This is a genomic window from Rhodococcus sp. MH15, assembly GCF_019266045.1.
Taxonomy (GTDB): Bacteria; Actinomycetota; Actinomycetes; order Mycobacteriales; family Mycobacteriaceae; genus Rhodococcus_F; species Rhodococcus_F qingshengii.
This window is the reverse complement of record NZ_LPNP01000078.1, coordinates 17,801-36,506: the sequence shown is the minus strand read 5'-3', so window position 1 is coordinate 36,506 and position 18,706 is coordinate 17,801. Positions and strand designations below refer to the sequence as shown.

Annotated in this window: 11 protein-coding genes and 3 pseudogenes; 8 read left to right on the top strand and 6 right to left on the bottom strand. The window is 63.5% G+C overall.

Annotated elements, in window-relative coordinates; all coding sequences use genetic code 11:
* Window positions 1-495: 495 nt before the first annotated feature.
* Window positions 496-3,003 (top strand): LuxR family transcriptional regulator, encoded by a 2,508-nt coding sequence (locus tag ATN37_RS32935; protein WP_172827023.1) that lies wholly within the window; start codon window positions 496-498, stop codon window positions 3,001-3,003.
* 182 nt (window positions 3,004-3,185) lie between these two features.
* On the top strand, window positions 3,186-4,007 hold the full coding sequence (locus tag ATN37_RS22150; protein WP_172827022.1) for an ABC transporter substrate-binding protein: 822 nt from the start codon (window positions 3,186-3,188) through the stop codon (window positions 4,005-4,007).
* A 247-nt stretch (window positions 4,008-4,254) separates the two neighbouring features.
* Here the strand turns inward: ATN37_RS22150 and ATN37_RS22145 are convergent.
* A pseudogene (locus ATN37_RS22145) lies at window positions 4,255-4,880 on the bottom strand (transposase); the annotation flags it as partial.
* Window positions 4,881-5,794: 914 nt separating this feature from the next.
* On the opposite strand from ATN37_RS22145, the gene ATN37_RS22140 reads away from it, so the two are divergent.
* From ATN37_RS22140 to ATN37_RS22130, 3 genes are all read left to right on the top strand, one after another.
* Window positions 5,795-6,430: a GAF and ANTAR domain-containing protein gene (locus ATN37_RS22140; protein ID WP_058037502.1), complete on the top strand. Its 636-nt coding sequence runs from the start codon at window positions 5,795-5,797 to the stop codon at window positions 6,428-6,430.
* Between the two features lie 119 nt (window positions 6,431-6,549).
* Complete coding sequence (locus ATN37_RS22135) at window positions 6,550-7,326, top strand: GAF and ANTAR domain-containing protein (RefSeq protein ID WP_058037468.1); 777 nt, start codon at window positions 6,550-6,552, stop codon at window positions 7,324-7,326.
* Window positions 7,327-7,369: 43 nt separating this feature from the next.
* On the top strand, window positions 7,370-7,696 hold the full coding sequence (locus ATN37_RS22130) for a hypothetical protein (protein WP_156423099.1): 327 nt from the start codon (window positions 7,370-7,372) through the stop codon (window positions 7,694-7,696).
* Between the two features lie 265 nt (window positions 7,697-7,961).
* Here ATN37_RS22130 and ATN37_RS22125 read toward each other — a convergent pair.
* Window positions 7,962-8,453, bottom strand: a pseudogene (locus tag ATN37_RS22125) (sigma-70 family RNA polymerase sigma factor); the annotation flags it as partial.
* Between the two features lie 699 nt (window positions 8,454-9,152).
* On the bottom strand, window positions 9,153-9,659 hold the full coding sequence (locus ATN37_RS22120) for a MarR family winged helix-turn-helix transcriptional regulator (RefSeq protein ID WP_058037465.1): 507 nt from the start codon (window positions 9,657-9,659) through the stop codon (window positions 9,153-9,155).
* A 145-nt stretch (window positions 9,660-9,804) separates the two neighbouring features.
* On the opposite strand from ATN37_RS22120, the gene ATN37_RS22115 reads away from it, so the two are divergent.
* The 3 genes from ATN37_RS22115 to ATN37_RS22105 all read left to right on the top strand — a co-directional run bounded on the left by ATN37_RS22115 (window position 9,805) and on the right by ATN37_RS22105 (window position 13,234).
* Window positions 9,805-12,267, top strand: a complete 2,463-nt coding sequence (locus ATN37_RS22115; protein WP_058037464.1) for a molybdopterin oxidoreductase family protein — start codon at window positions 9,805-9,807, stop codon at window positions 12,265-12,267.
* Window positions 12,264-12,743: a hypothetical protein gene (locus tag ATN37_RS22110; protein ID WP_058037463.1), complete on the top strand. Its 480-nt coding sequence runs from the start codon at window positions 12,264-12,266 to the stop codon at window positions 12,741-12,743. Before ATN37_RS22115 ends, ATN37_RS22110 begins: the two co-directional genes overlap by 4 nt.
* A gap of 83 nt (window positions 12,744-12,826) precedes the next feature.
* Complete coding sequence (locus tag ATN37_RS22105) at window positions 12,827-13,234, top strand: DUF952 domain-containing protein (protein ID WP_058037462.1); 408 nt, start codon at window positions 12,827-12,829, stop codon at window positions 13,232-13,234.
* A gap of 156 nt (window positions 13,235-13,390) precedes the next feature.
* Here the strand turns inward: ATN37_RS22105 and ATN37_RS22100 are convergent.
* From ATN37_RS22100 to metH, 3 genes and pseudogenes are all read right to left on the bottom strand, one after another.
* Window positions 13,391-14,971, bottom strand: a pseudogene (locus tag ATN37_RS22100) (FMN-binding glutamate synthase family protein).
* 256 nt (window positions 14,972-15,227) lie between these two features.
* Window positions 15,228-15,545, bottom strand: a complete 318-nt coding sequence (locus ATN37_RS22095) for an MGMT family protein (protein ID WP_058037461.1) — start codon at window positions 15,543-15,545, stop codon at window positions 15,228-15,230.
* A partial coding sequence (gene metH, locus ATN37_RS22090) for a methionine synthase (RefSeq protein ID WP_256933448.1) occupies window positions 15,538-18,706 on the bottom strand: 3,169 nt, incomplete at its 5' end. The genes metH and ATN37_RS22095, both read right to left, overlap by 8 nt.

Here is an 18,706-nt window from a genome sequence, read left to right as displayed (position 1 = left end):
CGGTGGACTTGACCAGTGATCGTGGTGAGCGTCGGTGGGCCCCTTCGGCACGCTGGCTTCCGTCTCGGTTCTCGCGCGCCAGACCCGTCTGTAGGTTCACCTCTTTGTCTACGGGTTCTCCCTGGGGGTTGGATGTGCACCCTGCCCCTTGTTCCATCTTGGTGACGAGCGGCCGGCATCACGACGAACGCGTCCTCCGACCGGGCCTGCCAGTCGCGAGCACAACCTGTGCCGCGTGCTATCGCGGCAATCTGTCCGCCAGTTGCTTCCATACCGGCTAGGGACCACAGGTCCTTACATCCCGTCGCCTTCATGAAATCGTTTGGTCTCGGTGACACCAATGGGGGGTGATTGCAGGGGTGATTTCAGGGATGAGAGGCGGGTGAGCCTTCGCATCGCTCCAGATGCCCGATACACATAGCAGGTCGGGTTCCTGTGGTTGTTTGTGCCGACGTTTTGTGCCGTGCACCGATGAAAATGAAAGAGTTCTTGTTCGTGGTTTCAGCCGATGTTCGTGCGTACGCATCCGAGATCCTCGCATCTGCCGAGTTGATCCCCTTGCGGCACAAGCTCGTGGTGATGCTCGAGAAAGCAGCTCGGCTCACTACCGTTCATTCGTTCCCTGGGTCGAGTACCGCTTCTGTGCTGCGAACGTGGGCGTCGTCGGGGTCGCCACGGGCCACCCTGGTTACACCGGTGCTCCGTCCCATTGGCGAAGCTGTCGACGAGATTCACGACCTCATCGCAGGGACGGAGCCGCCTGGGGGACGGATTGTTCTGACCTTCCTTCACCCGAACCCCGTCACTGATCCCGGTGTACATGCTTACCTCCTCGAACTGCTCGAGCAATACGGCCATGTCGATCTGATCGTTTCCACAACCCACCGTCGGTTGGAATGTGCTGCCCGGGAAGGTGGACTGACGGTCCAGACCATCAGCGCTGACGACCTCGTCTTCACCGAGGACGACGTCCACGCTCTCGCGTCCAGCGTCAACCTCCCCGCGTCGGTCGCCGAGGTGGTTCGTCACTGCACGGCCGGAATCCCTACCGTGGTGATGGATACGATCACCGAGTTGGCGCTCCGCCCCGTTGCCGTGTCAGGGTCGCCCGAGCAGTGGCGTGCCGCCGCGGAGCGATGTGTCGATCGCTACCTGGCGACCCTCACGCCCCGCGGGCGTAGCAGGCGTCTCGGGATTATTCTCGAGGCGTTGTCCATTGCGCATCTGATCGATTCCGATGTCGCGGCAGTGCTCACCGACAACACAGCGACCACCGAAGACCTCCTGGCGCTCGAGCAGTCGGGAATCCTTCTCGCAGTCCAATCTTCGGACGGCACGTCCGGGGCGTGGACGATGACGGCACCTCTGCGAACATTGTTGAGCCTTCGCCCCCGTGTGCAAGACACCGCACGCGGTGAGCGCAAGATCGCGCTGGCGCACCATCATCGCCGGACGCAGACACCGCATCTCGCACTCCGGTACGCCGCTGAGGCGCACGAGTGGCCATTGGTCGTGGATGTCGTCGAAGAGTCGTGGGTGTCCATGCTCGCCCAACACATGGCGTTACTGCGCGATATCCTTGTGCGCATTCCGCCCCAGTACACACAGAACAAGGTTGCCGTTCAAGCTGGACTGAATCTGTTCACACGCAACGGATCACGATCGACTAGCATGACCGATGGACTCCCCCGCACTGTCGAAACTTTGCGGCAGTTGGCCGCAACCGACGAGGGAATCGACCGACTACGTATAGGTTCCATTCAATCGATCATGCACCGTGTCTCGGGCGATTTCCCCGCTGCAGCCGAGTTGGCCGTACACCTTTCGCAACTGAGCGGGTACATCCTCGAAATCAACCCCGAGCGGATCACCGACGAACTTCCCGTCCTCCGGCTGCAATGGGGCATCACACACCAACTCGCCGGTGATCTGACCACGTCCTCGATCGAACTCAACATGGCCTATCGCGGTCGCGAAGCCGCCGACACCGGATTCGTCGCAGCCAACGCAGCCGGCAGCTCGGCAATGAACTGGGCGATGGTCGGCGAACCGACCCGCGCACAATTGTGGCTGGATTACCAGAGCAAGCATCCGATCCCGGCGGGCTGGCTGGAGCAGATGGTTCAAGTCAGCGGCCTCGTCGCCCGCACCCTCCTCGCCCTGGACCGCCTGGAGGTCGAAACCGCCGGCGACGCGCTAACGGCACTCGGCGAACCATCGCATCGAGAAGAGCTGTGGGCGTACATCGTCTATGCGCGGTGCCTGCATGCACTGGCGACCGGTACCGCCTTCTCCGCGCTGGTCTTTCTGCGCCGCCAACGCGCCGCGCACCCGCACCGCGTGCGAGCTGGATCTGCAGCGATGCCCCTCCTGGCTGCGATGGAAATCGATCTCATGCTCGCCTGCGGCGAAGGCAACAATGCCTCTGCCTTGGCGCAGACCCTGACCGCGCCCGAATCCCATCCCTGGACCCTGGTCTCCGTTGCACGACTGCACTATCTGACCGGCGACTACAACGCAGCCTTGACCCTGTGCCGAGAACTCGATGCCGACCAGCAAGCGCGATATCCAGGGCTGCACACCGAAGCTCTCCTGCTCGAAGCCAGCATCCACCTTCGTATGGGGCACCTCGTGCGCGCCGGGAACTGCTGGAGATGTGCCGTCACCGTCGCCGAACAAACCGGTGCCCTGCGCCCGTTCACTACGATCGCCGACGCGGACATCGACGAACTGCAGAAAATCGAACATTCGGAGCTGGTGTCCAATGTTCGCACCGACATTCGTCCGGTCTTCCCTCCCGCCGTGTCGCTCGTCGTGGTCACCGAACGCGAGCACGCCGTACTGGCCCTGCTCGCAACAGGAATGGGGACAGCCGACATAGCAAAGGAACTCTTCGTGTCCATCAATACCGTCAAAACCCAATTACGCAGCCTGTACCAAAAAATCGGGGCCCACAACCGCCATGATGTCGTCATCATGGCCAAGCACCTGTCCATCATCTGATGAGTTCCCGCCCCTCCTCGCCGCGGCCTCCTCACTTCAGGTTGGTGATGCTGGCACTTCTGACGTTCACTCTCGCTTGCTCCGCCTGCACATCGCCGCACCCCAACGCCGACGACAGTGCAAGTCTTGACGCAGCAGCCAGGACAGTGGTCCACAGCAGGGGAGCCACCACTGTGGCACACGTGCCGGAACGTATCGTCGCGCTGTCCTCATCCTGGGCCGACACCGTCATCGCCTTCGGGCGCACCCCCGTTGGTGTCGGATCCATTGCCGGTATCAGCACCTCCGGCGGGCACTTTCCCTGGCAAGGTGACTACGCGTCGACCTCGATCACGCTCACTCTGGTGGGCGCGCCCGCGTACGAACAAATCGCGGCCCTGGCACCGGACCTGATTCTGGCGGACTACTCCGCCCGCGACGCCGCCGTGTACAACGCTCTCAGCGCTATTGCACCGACCATCGCCCCACTCGCTTCCACTGGTTACGTCGACCCGTGGCGCGCACAAGTCAGCGTCCTCGGACAGATCTTCAACGAAACAGACCGCGCCGAGCGTCTGATCACCGACACTGACAACGCCATCGCCGATGTCGCCCGACGACATCCCAACCTCGCTGGGCGGACCTTCCTCATCGCCACAGCCCGCCCCGGCACCGTCGCCTTGATCGCTTCCGACACCGACCCGGCGGCCGCGTTGTTCGTCGAACTCGGAATGCGCATGGATTCCGAGATCGTCGCCCAATCCCACGGGGTAACACGGACCAACATCGCCGTCGAGAACGCACTGCCGATGATGGGTGCCGACCTACTTCTGATTCAAGGACAAGCAGCGTTGTTGGAGGCGTCGATACCGGTATGGGGCAACCTGCCCGCGGTGCGATCGGGCGCTGTCGCGCACATCGACGGTCCCCTGTCCGCGGCGCTCAGCGACCCCAGCGTCCTCGCCATCGCATATCTCCTGCGTGCGCTCGAGCCACAACTTCGGCAAGTCGGATCGGCATCATGAGCCTCGCCCTGCCCCTTCCGCGTCAGTGAACATGTGCGGGGTCTATCTCGCTAACCGCGTTCGACGGTTTCCGTCAGTAAGTTTCCGATCCCGGGCCAACGATCGGTGAACGTGATCGCACACGCGTTCAGCGCAGGCCCTTGCTTGTCGGGCCAGAGCGGGTCGCCAACACAGCCTTCGGTATCCGCCCTGGTGTTCTTCTGTCGACACGGGTCTATCTCTTTAACGGTGTTTCGGCGGTTTTCCATCAGTAAGTTTCCGATCCCGGCCAACGATCGGCGAACGTGATCGCAAACGCGTTCAGAGCAGGCTTCCACCTCGTTATCCATCGTGCCTGGCCCTTGCCTGTCGGGTCGAGCGAACGCGTCACCAAATACAGACACTTCAGCGCAGCCGCCTCGGTAGGGAAATGGCCACGAGCTTTCACCGCCCTCCGATAGCGGGCATTGAGGGACTCAATCGCGTTGGTAGAGCACAGCACTCGCCGTATCTCGGTGTCGTAATCGAGGAACGGGATGAACTCCTGCCAGGCATTGGTCCATAGTCGGATGATCGCCGGATACGTGTTGCCCCAATGTTCGGCGAGATCGTCGAACGCTGCACTCGCTGCCGCCTCAGTCGGGGCAGTGTAGATCGGCTTGAGATCGTGTTTGAGCCCGTCCCAGTGTTGCCGACCCGACAGCCGAAAGGTGTTGCGGATCAAATGGATTACACACGTTTGGACCGTGGTCGCCGGCCACACGTTCTCGACGACCTCCGGTAGACCGTTCAATCCGTCGCAGACCAGGAAGAAAACGTCCAGGGTACCCCGATTTCGAATGTCAGTCAGTACGGACAGAATTTGGCGCCCTCACCGCCGGTGCCGGCCCACAGTGAGTGCCGAGTTGTGTCGGGCGCGGTTTCTACGGGAGTTGGGTCAGCTTCGCGAGCGGTTTCCCGATGACGAGGTGGTGATCGGTTCGTACGAGAGTGTCGTCGACAGTGACGACGAGGTGGTGTTCGGGTTGTTGATCGGGTTGGTGGGCCCGGCTGCTCCTGCGTGCGCAGATGTGTTGTGGGAGTGTGTGAGTGGGTTTCTTCGGGACCTGCGGCGGGTAGAGTTGTTCAGTGATCCGATACAGGGGAGAAGTCCTGTGCGGGGGCGTTATTCGCGGTACACGCCGCCGTTGAATCGTCCGATTGTCCGGCTGTAATCGAGTGTTGGCAGGTGCATGCGGGATGCCAACCCGGATCGATCGGTTCTCGTGCCCTCGCCGTCGAGTGCCATGGGATTCGCACAGACGGGTTCCGGTTGGTGCGTGCCGGCGAGATCTGCTCGGCGACTCGTTGCCTGTGCAGTGCTCCGCCGTACCGCTAGTTACCCGCTGGGGAAGGGGTGAACCGGCGCTGCGCAGTGCCGGGTGGCGGGCGCTGCGACGCCGGGGTTGCTGTGGGAATTGTGTCGCTGTTGGTTGCTCTCGCTGCGCACGGTTTGAGGGAACTGATGTTGGGGAAGGAATCGGGGATGAGTACAGCGGAGCAGACGTATCATCCGGGACAGAAAGCGCCGGTCAGCGGCTTCTACGAATGTGATTGCGGTGACGCGCACCGGGTCTACCGATGTCGCCGGCCACGTGTTGCCGCCACTGCCACAAGGATGCTCGGGCGGGGTGTGGCGACTGAAAGAAGCTCGGCCACAGTAGAGTTGATGTGCACGCGTGACACGGGCGGTACCCAGCCCGGGAAGGTACTTCTTCGATGTCGACAGACCTGTCCCCCGCGAGTTTCATCCGTCGGAGCCGTTCGAGGTGACAAAGCAGCTGGCGCGTGAGCTTGTGCGCGAGACGGGGGTCGACGGGGTCGGTGTCGCTGTTTTTGCGACCGACTCGACACGTGATCTCGTCTACGCCAGCGACGGCGTCGCGGAGGAGCTCGACGAAACGCAGTTCACGCTCGGGGAAGGTCCGTGCCTGGATGCTTTCCGTTTCGATAGCCCGGAGCTGCACGCCGACATGGCTGGCGGTGAGGCACGTGCGCGGTGGCCACTGTTCACGGCCCAGGTGTTGGGGTTGGGGGCGGCGAGCGTCTACGCCTACCCCCTCGGCGGTGGAGGGTCCCCGTTCGGGGTGCTCGAGTTGTACGGCAGTTCGCCGATTGCATTGGCGCAGTCCGAGGACGTGAAGTGTCGCTCGTACGCGCACACGATCGCTCATGCGGTGCTTGCCGAACTCGCTCCGGTGTACGCCTTGACGTCGGGGAGTGATGTGGGGGTGTTTCGGCGCGGGAACGTGAACGTCGCGTCCGGGATACTCGCTGCCTACCACAGGATTTCGGTAGAGGAGGCGATGGTGCGTCTGCGTGCGCGGGCTTTCTCGCGGCAACACCGCATCACGGCGGTCGCTCAGGGCGTCATCGCCGGGGATCGTTTCGACACCGACGAGTGACAGCGGGGGCATCACGTCATTGCTGTCCTGGGGCGGTAGGGTCACGGTATCGGTGAAACCAGCGCCGCCACCCTTTTTGAGTCTCGCAGGATGGTGCCTGCGAGATAGGACCATCCATCATGACTCGCGACGAACTCTGTACTGCGCTCGATGCGCCTGCGCCGCATGTTGACGTCATCACCGCGCAGCAATACGACTCCGACGACATAGCGGTCGCGGTGGAGCGTTTCGGTGCGCTCCTACGAACCCCGATGCCCTTACCTTCGCTGCTGCAATCAGTGTGTGCGCAAGTGGTGGCGACGATCCCCACGGCGGACATGGCCGGCGTCACCGTCCTCTCCCCACGAGACAAAGAACCGGAGACGGTCGCGTGCACCGACGAGCGCGCCCTCGACGTCGACGTCGATCAGTACCGCGCGAACGAAGGGCCGTGTCTGGAAGCGGCACGCACCCGGCAGGTGGTGCGGGTACGCATCGACGACGCCGCACTACGGTGGCCCGAGTTCGCGAAGAACGTCGCCGGAATGGGAGTGGCAAGCTACCTCTCGGCGCCGCTCACGATCGATGACGACCATGTGGGGGCGTTGAATCTCTACAGTTACGACGATCACGGGTTCAGCGAGATCGACGAGGTGCTGTTGCAGGTGTTCGTCGCCGCGGTCGAGGGCGCGGTATGGAATGCACGGCGGGCGGAGCAGTGGCGAGTCGAGGTCGAGGGTCTGCAGGAGGCGATGAAGACGCGGGCGGCGATCGAGCAGGCCAAGGGAATGCTGATGGTGTTGCATGGGATCAGTGCGGAGCGTGCGTTCGAGGTGCTGGTCGAACAGTCCCAGTCGCGCAATATTCGGGTCGCGGCGATTGCGGCCGAGGTCGTGGAAACACTGACCAAGCAGTAGCCGCAGACGGGGATATCGGAGAAGAACATAAGGAGAATGCGTGGTGGACTGGTTTGTATCAATATGGGATGAGGATTCGGAGGCTCACCTGTACCGCGGCGGTGAAGGGTTTGATCGTGCGTCGGTGATCGAGCAGGCGGTTGCCGCGGGGCGGTTGATCGTGCGCCGCGAGGACGGTTCGATCGTCGGAGTGGTAGGAAAAGTGGTCATCGACGGCACCCCGGTTGACGCGATCGCGTTCGGCGACTTCAGTGTGAGTGATGACGAGCTCCGCGGTCTCCTGGCCACCAAGCTTGACCGCGTGCAGGGATCTTCGGAGCTCGGCCGGAGTGCTGGCTCGTCGAGTGGGGTCGAATTCCGGAAGGGCTGACTGGGATCGGGAGTTTGGCTGCCAATTGTTTTTCTGTTCAACGTCTTCCGTGCGCTGCCGTGTGAAGTATCTAGGTGTCCGTGCCGGTAGGAAGTTTTGTGGGGTCCGCCGGGCCGGAGCGCGGGGTGCACTGTCCGGCGGACCGATCCGAAGCTTCGCCGCCGGGGGTGTTCAGACATCGGCGTGGCTGTGCGATCGCGAATTTAGGGTCGGAGATTCGAAAATGTTGGGCGGAGCCGGGTTTCAGGTGAGTTTTCCGAGTTCGAAAGAATCGGTAGAGCAGGATGGTGCGTTCTCGTTCGGGGAGGGCGAGGAGTGCGGGTCGGAGGGTTTCGTGGTTGTCGATGCCGTCGAGGGCGGTGTCGTAGTCTCCGCGGGTGTCTGCGAGGGAGACGCCGTCTTTGAAGGTCTCCACGTCGAGGGATGTCGACTGGTACGAGTCGCCGGCGGCGACGATCTGCCCGATCTCGGACGGTTCTACGCCGATCTCGTCGGCGAGTTCGGGTGTGGTGGGTTCGCGGCCGAGGTGTTGTGTGAGCGAGGATTGCGCTTTCTTGAGGGCGAGGTAGTTTTCCTGCAGTGAGCGTGGGACGCGGACACCCCACCCTTTGTCGCGGAAGTGTTTGCGCACTTCTCCCATCATTGTGGGAAGGGCGAAGGACAGGAAGTCTTTCCCTTTGTCGAGGTCGAAGCGGTTGACTGCGCTGACCAGGCCGAGGCGGGCGACCTGGACGAGGTCGTCGTGAGATTGTCCGCGGGTGTTGATCGGGTGCTACGAGGCGGTCGTGGACGGCGGCGATGATGTGGTGTTCGGTTTGTTGATCGGGTTGGTGGGCCCATCGGCGCCGGTGTGTGCTGATGAGTTGTGGGAGTGTGTGAGCGGGTTTCTTCGCGACTTGAGGCGGGTGGAGTTGTTCGGCGAGCCGATTCGGTGGAGGAGCCCTGCGCGGGGGCGCTGTTCGCGGTACACGCCGCCGCCTGGACGTCCGGTAATCCGGCAATGATGCGCGGGGCGAACTTAGTTCAGAGACGGTGGCCTCATGCGCCTGACAGAGACCGCCTCTGAACCGGGGCGATTCGTGTCCGCGCTGCGCTTCATATTTGCCGGCCGTTTCAGTTCCTGCGCTTGTTTGATGCCGTAGTCGGCGGTGGGGCGGTGGGGAATGGAAACTCGGAGGTGGTGAACTCGATGGTGTCTACGAAGACGTTCACCATTCCGGCAGAAGGGAAGGAGGATCGGTCAACGAGGTTGTCGCACGGGCGGGCACTCACTTGTCACTGCCCTCGTGGTGATGAACCAACCTCCAGACGCGGCCGATTTCGTCGCTGGATCTCCTGCAAACTCGATCGTCGGCCGTGGCGTACACGCGTCGAGGACACTCCCCGACGCTGCCCGGTGCGCCCGGGCCCACGCCAGCTGCTCCCGGAGTCCGGTGACTGTTCAGCAGGTGCTCGTTCAGTGGGCCGGCGGCCACAACAGGGTCAAGATGTCGCCGTCGATCGGTTCGCCCGCGGCGGCGGCGAACCGGCGCATGGTGTAGGCCAAGGCATTACGGTCATCGGACGTCATCCGCGCCAGGACCGCCGATATCGCCTCCCGGCGGTGGGCGCTGACCCGGTCCACCAGTTCTTGTCCGGCAGGAGTGAGGGTCAACGTCAGGTGCCGGCGATCGTCGAGCGCGTCGCGCCGATCCAACAGGCCGGCTTTGATCAGCCGGTCCACCGCCCGGGAGGCGTTCGAGGGATGCACCGCGAGTGCCGCAGCAACAGCAGCCAAGTTCACGGGCCCGCGGGTGTCGACCAAGACCAGGATCCGCAGGTGCGGCACCGTGACGAGTTCTTCCGCCTCGGCGACGGAGGCTGCGGCGATGCCGACCAGGGTCCGCGAGGCCCAGAGCACCGCGTCCACCTGCTCGGTGAAATGGTTCTCCGCATCGACCCCGTGCTCTCTTACTGCGCTCATACCCACATCCTGCACTCAGCCATTGCGCAGTCGCAACCATTGCGCGTTTGATGGGAGGAACATTACTACCGATGCCCGGTCAGGGGCGGGGTACTACGTAACCTCACCGGGCTACTGATCCGCTCCGTGCGGGAAGGAGTTGTCGATGACCGTTTCACGGGACCGAATCGCTGAACCGTGGGGTGCGCGCACCCCGTACGGGCGGGGGCAGGGGTGGCCGCAACGGGTGGATCAGCACCTCGCTGAGGGCGTCGAGTCGGGGTCGGTGGATCGGTGGGTGCAGTCCGCGTCGATTCTGCATTCCAATGGTGACGCGCTCGATATCGCGGTGAAGGACGGTGCGATCGTCGGTGTCCGAGGGCGCGGGGTCGACCGGGTCAACCGGGGGAGGTTGGGGCCGAAGGATCTGTTCGGGTGGCAGGCCAACGGATCGAAGGACCGGCTCACCCGGCCGTTGATCCGCCGCGGCGGCGCCCTGGTGGAGACGGACTGGGATACCGCGATGAACGCCGTAGTGGCCCGCAGTCGGCAACTGTTGGACGATCAGGGGCCGAGCGCGATCGGGTTCTACACCTCGGGGCAGTTGTTTCTCGAGGAGTATTACGCCCTCGGGGTGATCGCCCACGGGGCGATCGGCACCAATCACGTGGACGGAAACACCCGCCTGTGCACCGCGACCGCCGCCGAGGCACTCAAGGAATCGTTCGGCTGCGACGGGCAACCCGCCTCCTACACCGACATCGACCACGCCGACGTGATTGCTCTGTTCGGGCACAACGTGGCCGAAACGCAGACGGTGTTGTGGTCCCGGATCCTGGATCGGCTCGCCGGGCCGAATCCGCCGGCAATTCTGTGTGTCGATCCGCGGCCGACACCGGTCGCCCAGCACGCCACCGTCCACCTGGCGCCGCTGCCGGGTACCAACGTCGCGCTGATGAACGGACTGCTCCATGAGATCGTCGAGCACGACTGGATCGACAGGCAGTGGATCGAGCAGCATACTGTCGGTTTCGAGGACCTGCGCACCCAACTCGCTCCTTACACGCCGGAGAAGGTGGCGTCGATCTGCGACGTACCGGTGGCGGATCTGCGCGAAGCCGCCCGGCTGATCGGCATGACCGATCGTCTGCTGTCGACGGTACTGCAAGGCTTCTACCAGTCCCATCAAGCCACTGCCGCTGCTGTGCAGGTCAACAACGTGCACCTGATCCGCGGCATGCTCGGCAAACCCGGCTGCGGGGTACTGCAGATGAACGGACAACCCACCGCGCAGAACACCCGCGAATGCGGCGCCGACGGTGACCTTGCCGGATTCCGCAACTGGGCCAACGACTCTCACGTCGCCGAACTCGCGCAGTTGTGGAACATCGACCCCTCCCAGATTCCGCACTACGGCCCGCCCACGCATGCGATGCAGATGTTCCGGTACGCCGAACAGGGCTCGTTGAAGATGTTGTGGGTGAGCGCGACGAATCCCGCGGTATCACTGCCCGAACTCGCGCGGATCCGGTCGATCCTGTCTCAGGACAGGCTCTTCCTCGTTGTGCAGGACATTTTTCTGACCGAGACCGCACAGCTGGCAGATGTGGTGCTTCCCGCAGCGGCGTGGGGAGAGAAGACCGGGACCTTCACCAACGTCGACCGCACCGTGCACCTGTCCGACAAAGCGGTGGAACCGCCCGGGCAGGCGCGCCCGGATCTGGACATCTTCCTCGACTACGCCCGCCGAATGGACTTCCGCGACAAGGACGGTGGCCCACTGCCGGCGTGGCACGACGCGGAAACCGCGTTCGCGGCGTGGAAGGACTGCTCCGCAGGCAGACCCTGCGACTACACCGGCATCACCTACGAGCGGCTGCGCGGCGGATCCGGAATCCAATGGCCCTGCAACACCGAACATCCCGGCGGCACCGAACGCCTCTATACCGGCGGCGAATTCTTCTCCGCACCCGAGTACTGCGAATCGTACGGCAAGGATCTGGTCACCGGCACTCCGCTCGAACCCACCGAATACCGAGCCCTCAATCCGGACGCCAAAGCGATCATCAAAGCCGCGGAGTATCTTCCGGCGCACGAAAAACCCGATGAGCGTTACCCGTTCGCGTTGATCACCGGCCGCACCCTGTACCACTTTCATACCCGCACCAAGACCGGTCGTGCCCGCCAACTCGACGACGCAGCCCCTGCTGTGTGGGTCGAGATCTCGCGAGCGGACGCACGCAACCTCGGCATCGAGGAGGGGGACCTGCTCGAGGTCTCCTCTCCCCGCGGGCTCCTGCACGCCCAGGCCCGGGTGAGCGGCATCCGGTCCGGAGTGTTGTTCGTTCCGTTCCACTACGGCTACTGGGACACTGGTGGCGGCGAGCACGACCGCGCGGCGAACGAACTGACGATCACCGACTGGGATCCGGTGTCCAAGCAGCCGATCTTCAAGACCGCCGCCGCGGCGGTGACCCGGATTCGCGCCGGCGACGGTCCGGCGCCCGCCCCGACCACCACCGCCTCCGCCCCTGCCACACCGGCAGCGGCGTCGATCCCGTCGACCGTCGGCGGAGCGGCGGCGATGGTGACCGAACACCTGCCCTCGACCCCGAAGGTGACCGAATGAAGATCAATCTGGCATTGCGGGAGCTGCACCGCTCCGAACACACACTCGCCCTGGCCCTCGCTGCTGTGTCAGCTCGGCACGCGACCGACCACGAGATCCATCACGTCGCCTACGATCTCGCCGAATGGTCACGCACCCATCTGCGTGAGCTCGCAGCCGCCGCAACCCGCTACGATCTCGATCTGGACGCTGCACCGCGCACCGTGCCGTTGACGTCCCCGATCCAAGCGAAACTGAGCGAACTGCTCGGCCACCGGCCAGAACCCGCCCTGGTGTTGTTGATGGATTTGCGCCGTTTGCACCGCGTCACCGCGGGCGTGTCCGTCGATTGGGAACTTCTCGCCCAAGGCGCGCAGGCGGTCAAGGATCAGGACTTGCTCGCGCTCACCGCGCGCTGCCATCCGCAGACGCTACGGCAGCTGCGATGGTCCAATGCGATGCTCAAAGTGCTTGCGCCTCAAGTCTTGGCCAGCTAACAGCGGCGGGGACGGGCACGTGCCCTGCACGCCCGCGTCCCGATCGATTGTCGGAGTCCGCCTGTGAGGAAAGGAGTAGTGAGATGAGTGGCCCACGCATCGTGCATGTGGCGCTGGCCGACGACTGGGAGGGCTGTCGGCGCTTCGGGGAATACGACGTCGCCACGGTAGCAACCTCGTTCGACGACATCGGATACATTCACGCCAGCACCAGCATGCATCTACCAGCCGTACTCGAGCAGCCCTACGGCCAGGTGAAGTTGCCGCTGCTGTTGATCGTGCTCGACGAACAGAGTCTCGCCGCTGCCGGAATCGATATCAGCTGGCGCACCGACGGGAGCGCGCAGCTCACTCCGCGGATACTCTCGCCCTTCCCGATGGAGGCTCCGATCGTCGTCGAGGCCATCGAACTCGACTACGAAGACGGCGGATGGGTGACGCCGGACCTGGCAGGTTTCGCCGTGCGCGAGGATGCGCCCGCGCCGCTGTGACCGCTCGCCCATCATCTACTCGTCCGAGGTCTGCCGTTGTCGCTGTTCGATCGACAGCCCGGCATCGACGGGCGCGATCTGGCGGATCCGAGCCAGCGACGCGCGGTGACCCCGCCACGGAACGTGCGCGCGGAGGTTCGCTGGAACGGGTCGCCGTCAGTGCTCGGGGATCGGGCGAAACGAATCCGGTGACGCCGCATACCAATCCGCCGCCCACGACGGCGGCGGGTCGGACAACAGCTCACCCGTGCGCAGCCGTGGATAGATTTCGGCGTAGGACCGGATGTCGGTGGGTGATACTTTCTTGCGCAGCATCTCGGTGGTCAGTTCGGCCGGGTGACGGGCGCCCATCGATGCCATGATCTCCACTGCCTGGCGCACGGTGCTCTCGTGGTATCGCTGGACGCGACGAGATTTGTCGGGCACGTCCAAGGCGCGTGTTCGTTTCGGATCCTGGGTGGCGACACCGACCGGGCAGGTGTTGGTGTTACAGCGCTGCGCTTGAATGCACCCGATGGCCATCATCATGGCGCGGGCAGAATTGGTGTAATCCGCACCTTGAATGAGCCGCTTGACGATGTCGGTACCGGTGGCGATCTTCCCACTTGCGCCGATGGCGATCCTGCCGCGCAGCCTGGTGCCGACCAGCGCGTTGTGCACGGTCATCAACCCTTCCGTGAGAGGGAGCCCGACGTTGTCCTCGTATTCGAGTGGTGCAGCGGCAGTTCCGCCCTCCGCGCCGTCGACGATGACGAAGTCCGGGATAGTTCCTTCCGCCTGCATAGCTTTACAGATTGCGAGGAACTCGATCCGGGACCCCACACACAATTTGAAACCCACCGGTTTACCGCCGCTGAGTTCACGTAGCTGCGCGAGGAAGCGCACGAGTTCGCGGGGAGTGTGGAAGACGGAATGGGCGGAGGGACTGACACATTTCTGCCGCGGCGGGACACCGCGGTAACGGGCGATTTATTCGCTGACTGTCGCCGCCGGCAACACTCCGCCGACACCGGGTTTCGCTCCCTGGCTGAGCTTGAGTGAGATCGCCCTCACATTCTCGTGGGCGGATTTGTCGGCGAACTGCGCCGCGTCGAACTCGCCGCGCCGGGTGCGGGCACCGAAGTACCCCGAACCCAGCTCCCACACGAGATCACCGCCCCCGTCGAGATGATAAGGGGTGATGCCTCCTTCGCCGGTGTCGTGCGCGAAGTGCCCGGCGGCAGCGCCTGTGTTGAGCGCACGCAGAGCGTTGGCAGAGAGCGCGCCGAAGCTCATCGAAGAAACGTTGAGCAACGACATCGAGTACGGCTTGCTGCAATCCGGTCCGCCGAGCATTACCCGCGGCGGCTCCTCCGGTTCCGGAACAGGCGATGCCGAGTGCACGAGATATTCGTAGCCCACCTCGCCGATATCACGTTCGGTACCGAACGAGAGCTCCCCGTGTATGCCTTTGGCGCGCTCGTAGATGACCGTGCGCACGTCTCGGTCGAACGGACGACCGTCGAAGTTCCGCTCGATGAAGTACTGCTGCAACTCCGGTCGCACGCTTTCGAGAAGGTAGCGCAGATGCCCGACTACCGGATAGATCCGTAGCAGTGAATGCCGGCGCTGGGCGACATCGAAAATCCCCACACCAAGCAGGACAACGCAGACGGTAACCAACAGCCACCATCCCGCGCCCACGAGCGTTGCCACGATGCCGAGCACGAGTAGTGCAAGTCCAAGAGAACCGACCATGAAAATTCGCAGCACCGAACACCTCTCATCGAGCAGGGATCGTCGCACAGGCACCCCAGACCAACGTAGCTCGACGATAATCGCCCGGCCACCTGCGTCCCCGGACGGGTGACCGATGATGCAACAACCCTCGCGGCCGATTGCGCCGCTCCGTGACACGGTCGCAGGCAGTCGACGTAACGCAGCACGACGCTTAGCGGATGTGCGGGGGAAGGGTTCGGTCAGGGCAGCGTGACCGAATTGGGGCATGCGTCGCTCAGTCGTTCCAGAGCGCGAGTGCTAGGTCCACTCGATCGCCGCGCATGGGCGTTCCTTCACCGCGTAGTAGGGCGAGAGCATTATTGCCGTGGCAGGCGGCCGGGGTGCCGTTGGCGTAGACGACGCGGTGCCAGTGCGTTTCGTCTGCCCAACGGGTCATGACCTGCCCGACTTGGCGAGGGTGTCCGTTGACGAGGGTGGCGATCAGTCCGTATGTCATTACTCGGCCTGCAGGGATACCGTCGATGATGTCGAGGACGCGGCGAGCGAATGGAGAGGGTCCTTCTTCGTTTACTTCGGTCGACAATTCAGACATTGAAATACTTTGCTTCCGGGTGGTGCAGGACAAAAGCGTCCGTGGACTGCTCGGGATGCAGCTGCAGTTCTTCGGACAATTCGACGCCGATTCGCTCGGGTTCGAGCAACGCCACCAACTTGGCACGATCCTCGAGGTCCGGGCACGCGCCGTATCCGAACGAGTAACGAGCGCCGCGGTACTCGAGATCGAAGTAGCCGGCAACCTCGGTCGGGTCCTGCTCCGCGACGGTATGCCCCTCGGGGAGCACAAGCTCTTCACGAACGCGTCGATGCCAGTACTCGGCCAGAGATTCCGTGAGTTGGACGCCGATTCCGTGAACTTCGAGGTAATCACGGTACGAGTTCGACGCGAACAATTCGTTGGCGAAGTCCGCGATCGGCTGACCCATCGTCACCAACTGGAACGGAAGAACGTCCACCTGGCCGGTCGCTTCTGCTTCCTTACGCGAGCGCACGAAGTCAGCGATGCACAGGAAACGGTCGCGATGCTGACGCGGGTAGGTGAACCGGAACCGTTCAGGTGCATCCGGTTTCGGTTCGGTGAGCACGATGACGTCGTCGCCCTCCGAGATCGCCGGGAAGTAGCCGTACACAACCGCGGCGTGCGCGAGGATGCCCTCGGACGTCAGCCGATCGAGCCAGTATCGGAGCCGCGGACGGCCTTCCGACTCGACCAGTTCCTCGTACGTCGGACCGTCGCCCTTGCGCTGACCGCGAAGGCCCCACTGGCCGAGGAAGAGAGCGCGCTCGTCGAGCAGCCCCGAGTACTCGGACAGAGAGATTCCCTTGACGATGCGCGAGCCCCAGAACGGCGGTGTCGGCACCGCAATGTCGGTAGCGACATCGGAACGCTCCGGCAGGACGACGGGAACCGCTGCAGCTTTACGCTTTTCGGCGATGCGCTTGGAACGCTCGTGACGAGCCTTACGCTCGGCAGCCTTCTCGCGAGCAGCGATGGCCTCTGGGCTGTCCGGCGCCGGGCCGCCGCCGCGCTTGGTCGTCATGATCTGGTCCATCAAGTTCAGACCCTCGAAAGCGTCGCGGGCATAGCTGACGTCGCCCTCGTACACCTCCTGCAGATCGTTCTCGACGTACGAACGCGTCAGCGCGGCACCACCCAGCAAAACCGGGAACTGTTCCGAGACACCGCGAGAGTTCAGTTCCTTGAGGTTGTCCTTCATGACCACTGTCGACTTCACGAGCAGTCCGGACATGCCGATGACATCGGCCTTGTGCTCGATCGCAGCATCGAGAATGGTCGCGATGGGCTGCTTGATGCCGAGGTTCACGACGTCGTAACCGTTGTTACTCAAGATGATGTCGACAAGGTTCTTGCCGATATCGTGGACGTCGCCCTTGACCGTCGCAATGACGAGGCGGCCCTTGCCGTCGTCGTCCGTCGCTTCCATGTGCGGCTCGAGGAACGCAACTGCTGCCTTCATGACCTCGGCGGACTGCAGAACGAACGGCAACTGCATCTGTCCGGAACCGAACAGTTCACCGACGGTCTTCATGCCCGAAAGCAGTGTCTCGTTGATGATTTCGATCGGGGACTTGACCGTCATTGCTTCGGTGAGATCGTCGTCGAGGCCGTTGCGCTCGCCGTCGACGATGCGACGCTCGAGCCGGTCGAACAACGGAAGTCCGGCGAGTTCCTGCGCACGGGACTCGCGCGCCGACGCAGCCGAGACACCCTCGAACAGAGCCATCAGCTTCTGCAGCGGGTCGTAGCCCTCGCTACGACGGTCGTAGACCAGGTCGAGTGCGGTTTCACGCTGCTCGTCCGGAATTCGCGCCATCGGCAAAATCTTGGACGCGTGAACGATCGCCGTGTCCAGACCGGCCTCGGTGCACTCGTGCAGGAACACCGAGTTGAGGACCTGCCGTGCGGCCGGGTTCAAACCGAACGAAATGTTCGAGATACCCAGGGTGAAGTGCAGTTCCGGGTACGCAGCCTTGAGCTGACGGATGGCTTCGATGGTCTCGATGCCGTCGCGTCGCACCTCTTCCTGACCGGTGGAGATGGGGAAGGTCAAGGCGTCGACGATGATGTCGGACTCGGCGAGTCCCCAGTTTCCCTTGATGTCCTCGATCAGACGCTTGGCGATGGCGACCTTGGTCTCGGCGGTGCGAGCCTGGCCCTCTTCGTCGATGGTCAGGGCGACGACTGCCGCGCCGTGCTCCTTGACCAACGTCATGATCTTGTGAAAACGCGATTCGGGGCCGGCGCCGTCCTCGTAGTTGACGGAGTTGACAGCGCAGCGGCCACCGAGGTGTTCGAGACCGGCCTGCAACACGGCAGGCTCGGTGGAGTCGAGCATGATCGGCAGCGTCGAGGACGTCGCCAGACGGCTGGCCAGTTCCGACATGTCGGCGGCACCGTCGCGGCCCACGTAGTCGACGTTGAGGTCGAGCATGTGTGCGCCGTCGCGGGTCTGGTCCTTGGCGATGTCCAGGCACTTCTGGTAGTCCGCGGAGAGCATTGCCTCGCGGAAAGCCTTGGAGCCGTTGGAGTTCGTGCGTTCACCGATCATCAGGATGCTGGCGTCCTGCTCGAACGGCACCGCCGAGTACAGCGAAGAGGTACTCGGCTCGTGGATCGGGGTGCGCTGGGCCTTCTCGACCTGACGGACCGCGTCGGCGACCGCGCTGATGTGCTCGGGTGTCGTACCGCAGCAGCCGCCTACGAGGCCGAGTCCGAACTCGGAAACGAAACCACTGAGGGCTTCGGCCAATTCGTCGGCGGTCAGCGGGTACTCGGCGCCCTTGGGGCCGAGCTGCGGCAGGCCGGCATTGGGCATGACCGACACCGGCAGCGTCGAGTACTTGGACAGGTGCCGGAGATGTTCGCTCATCTCGGCCGGCCCGGTGGCACAGTTCAGGCCGATCATGTCGATACCGAGTGGCTCGAGTGCCGTCAGCGCCGCACCGATCTCACTGCCCAGGAGCATCGTTCCAGTTGTCTCTACCGTCACGTGCGTGATGATCGGCAAACGCAGTCCGAGTTGCTCCATCGCGCGCTGACTGCCGAGAATGGCCGCCTTCACCTGAAGCAGGTCCTGGCAGGTTTCGACGAGGATGGCGTCGGCGCCACCGTCGATCATGCCGAGCGCGGCTTCGGTGTACGCGTCACGAAGGACTGCGTACGGTGCGTGTCCG

What these genes read in the sequence shown, in the direction of transcription:
- ATN37_RS22115 (WP_058037464.1), top strand. Translation starts at nt 9,805, where the DNA reads ATGACCGTTTCACGGGACCGAATCGCTGAACCGTGGGGTGCGCGCACC.
- ATN37_RS22110 (WP_058037463.1), top strand. Translation starts at nt 12,264, where the DNA reads ATGAAGATCAATCTGGCATTGCGGGAGCTGCACCGCTCCGAACACACA.
- ATN37_RS22105 (WP_058037462.1), top strand. Translation starts at nt 12,827, where the DNA reads ATGAGTGGCCCACGCATCGTGCATGTGGCGCTGGCCGACGACTGGGAG.
- ATN37_RS22135 (WP_058037468.1), top strand. Translation starts at nt 6,550, where the DNA reads ATGACTCGCGACGAACTCTGTACTGCGCTCGATGCGCCTGCGCCGCAT.
- ATN37_RS22120 (WP_058037465.1), bottom strand. Translation starts at nt 9,659, where the DNA reads ATGAGCGCAGTAAGAGAGCACGGGGTCGATGCGGAGAACCATTTCACC.
- ATN37_RS22095 (WP_058037461.1), bottom strand. Translation starts at nt 15,545, where the DNA reads ATGTCTGAATTGTCGACCGAAGTAAACGAAGAAGGACCCTCTCCATTC.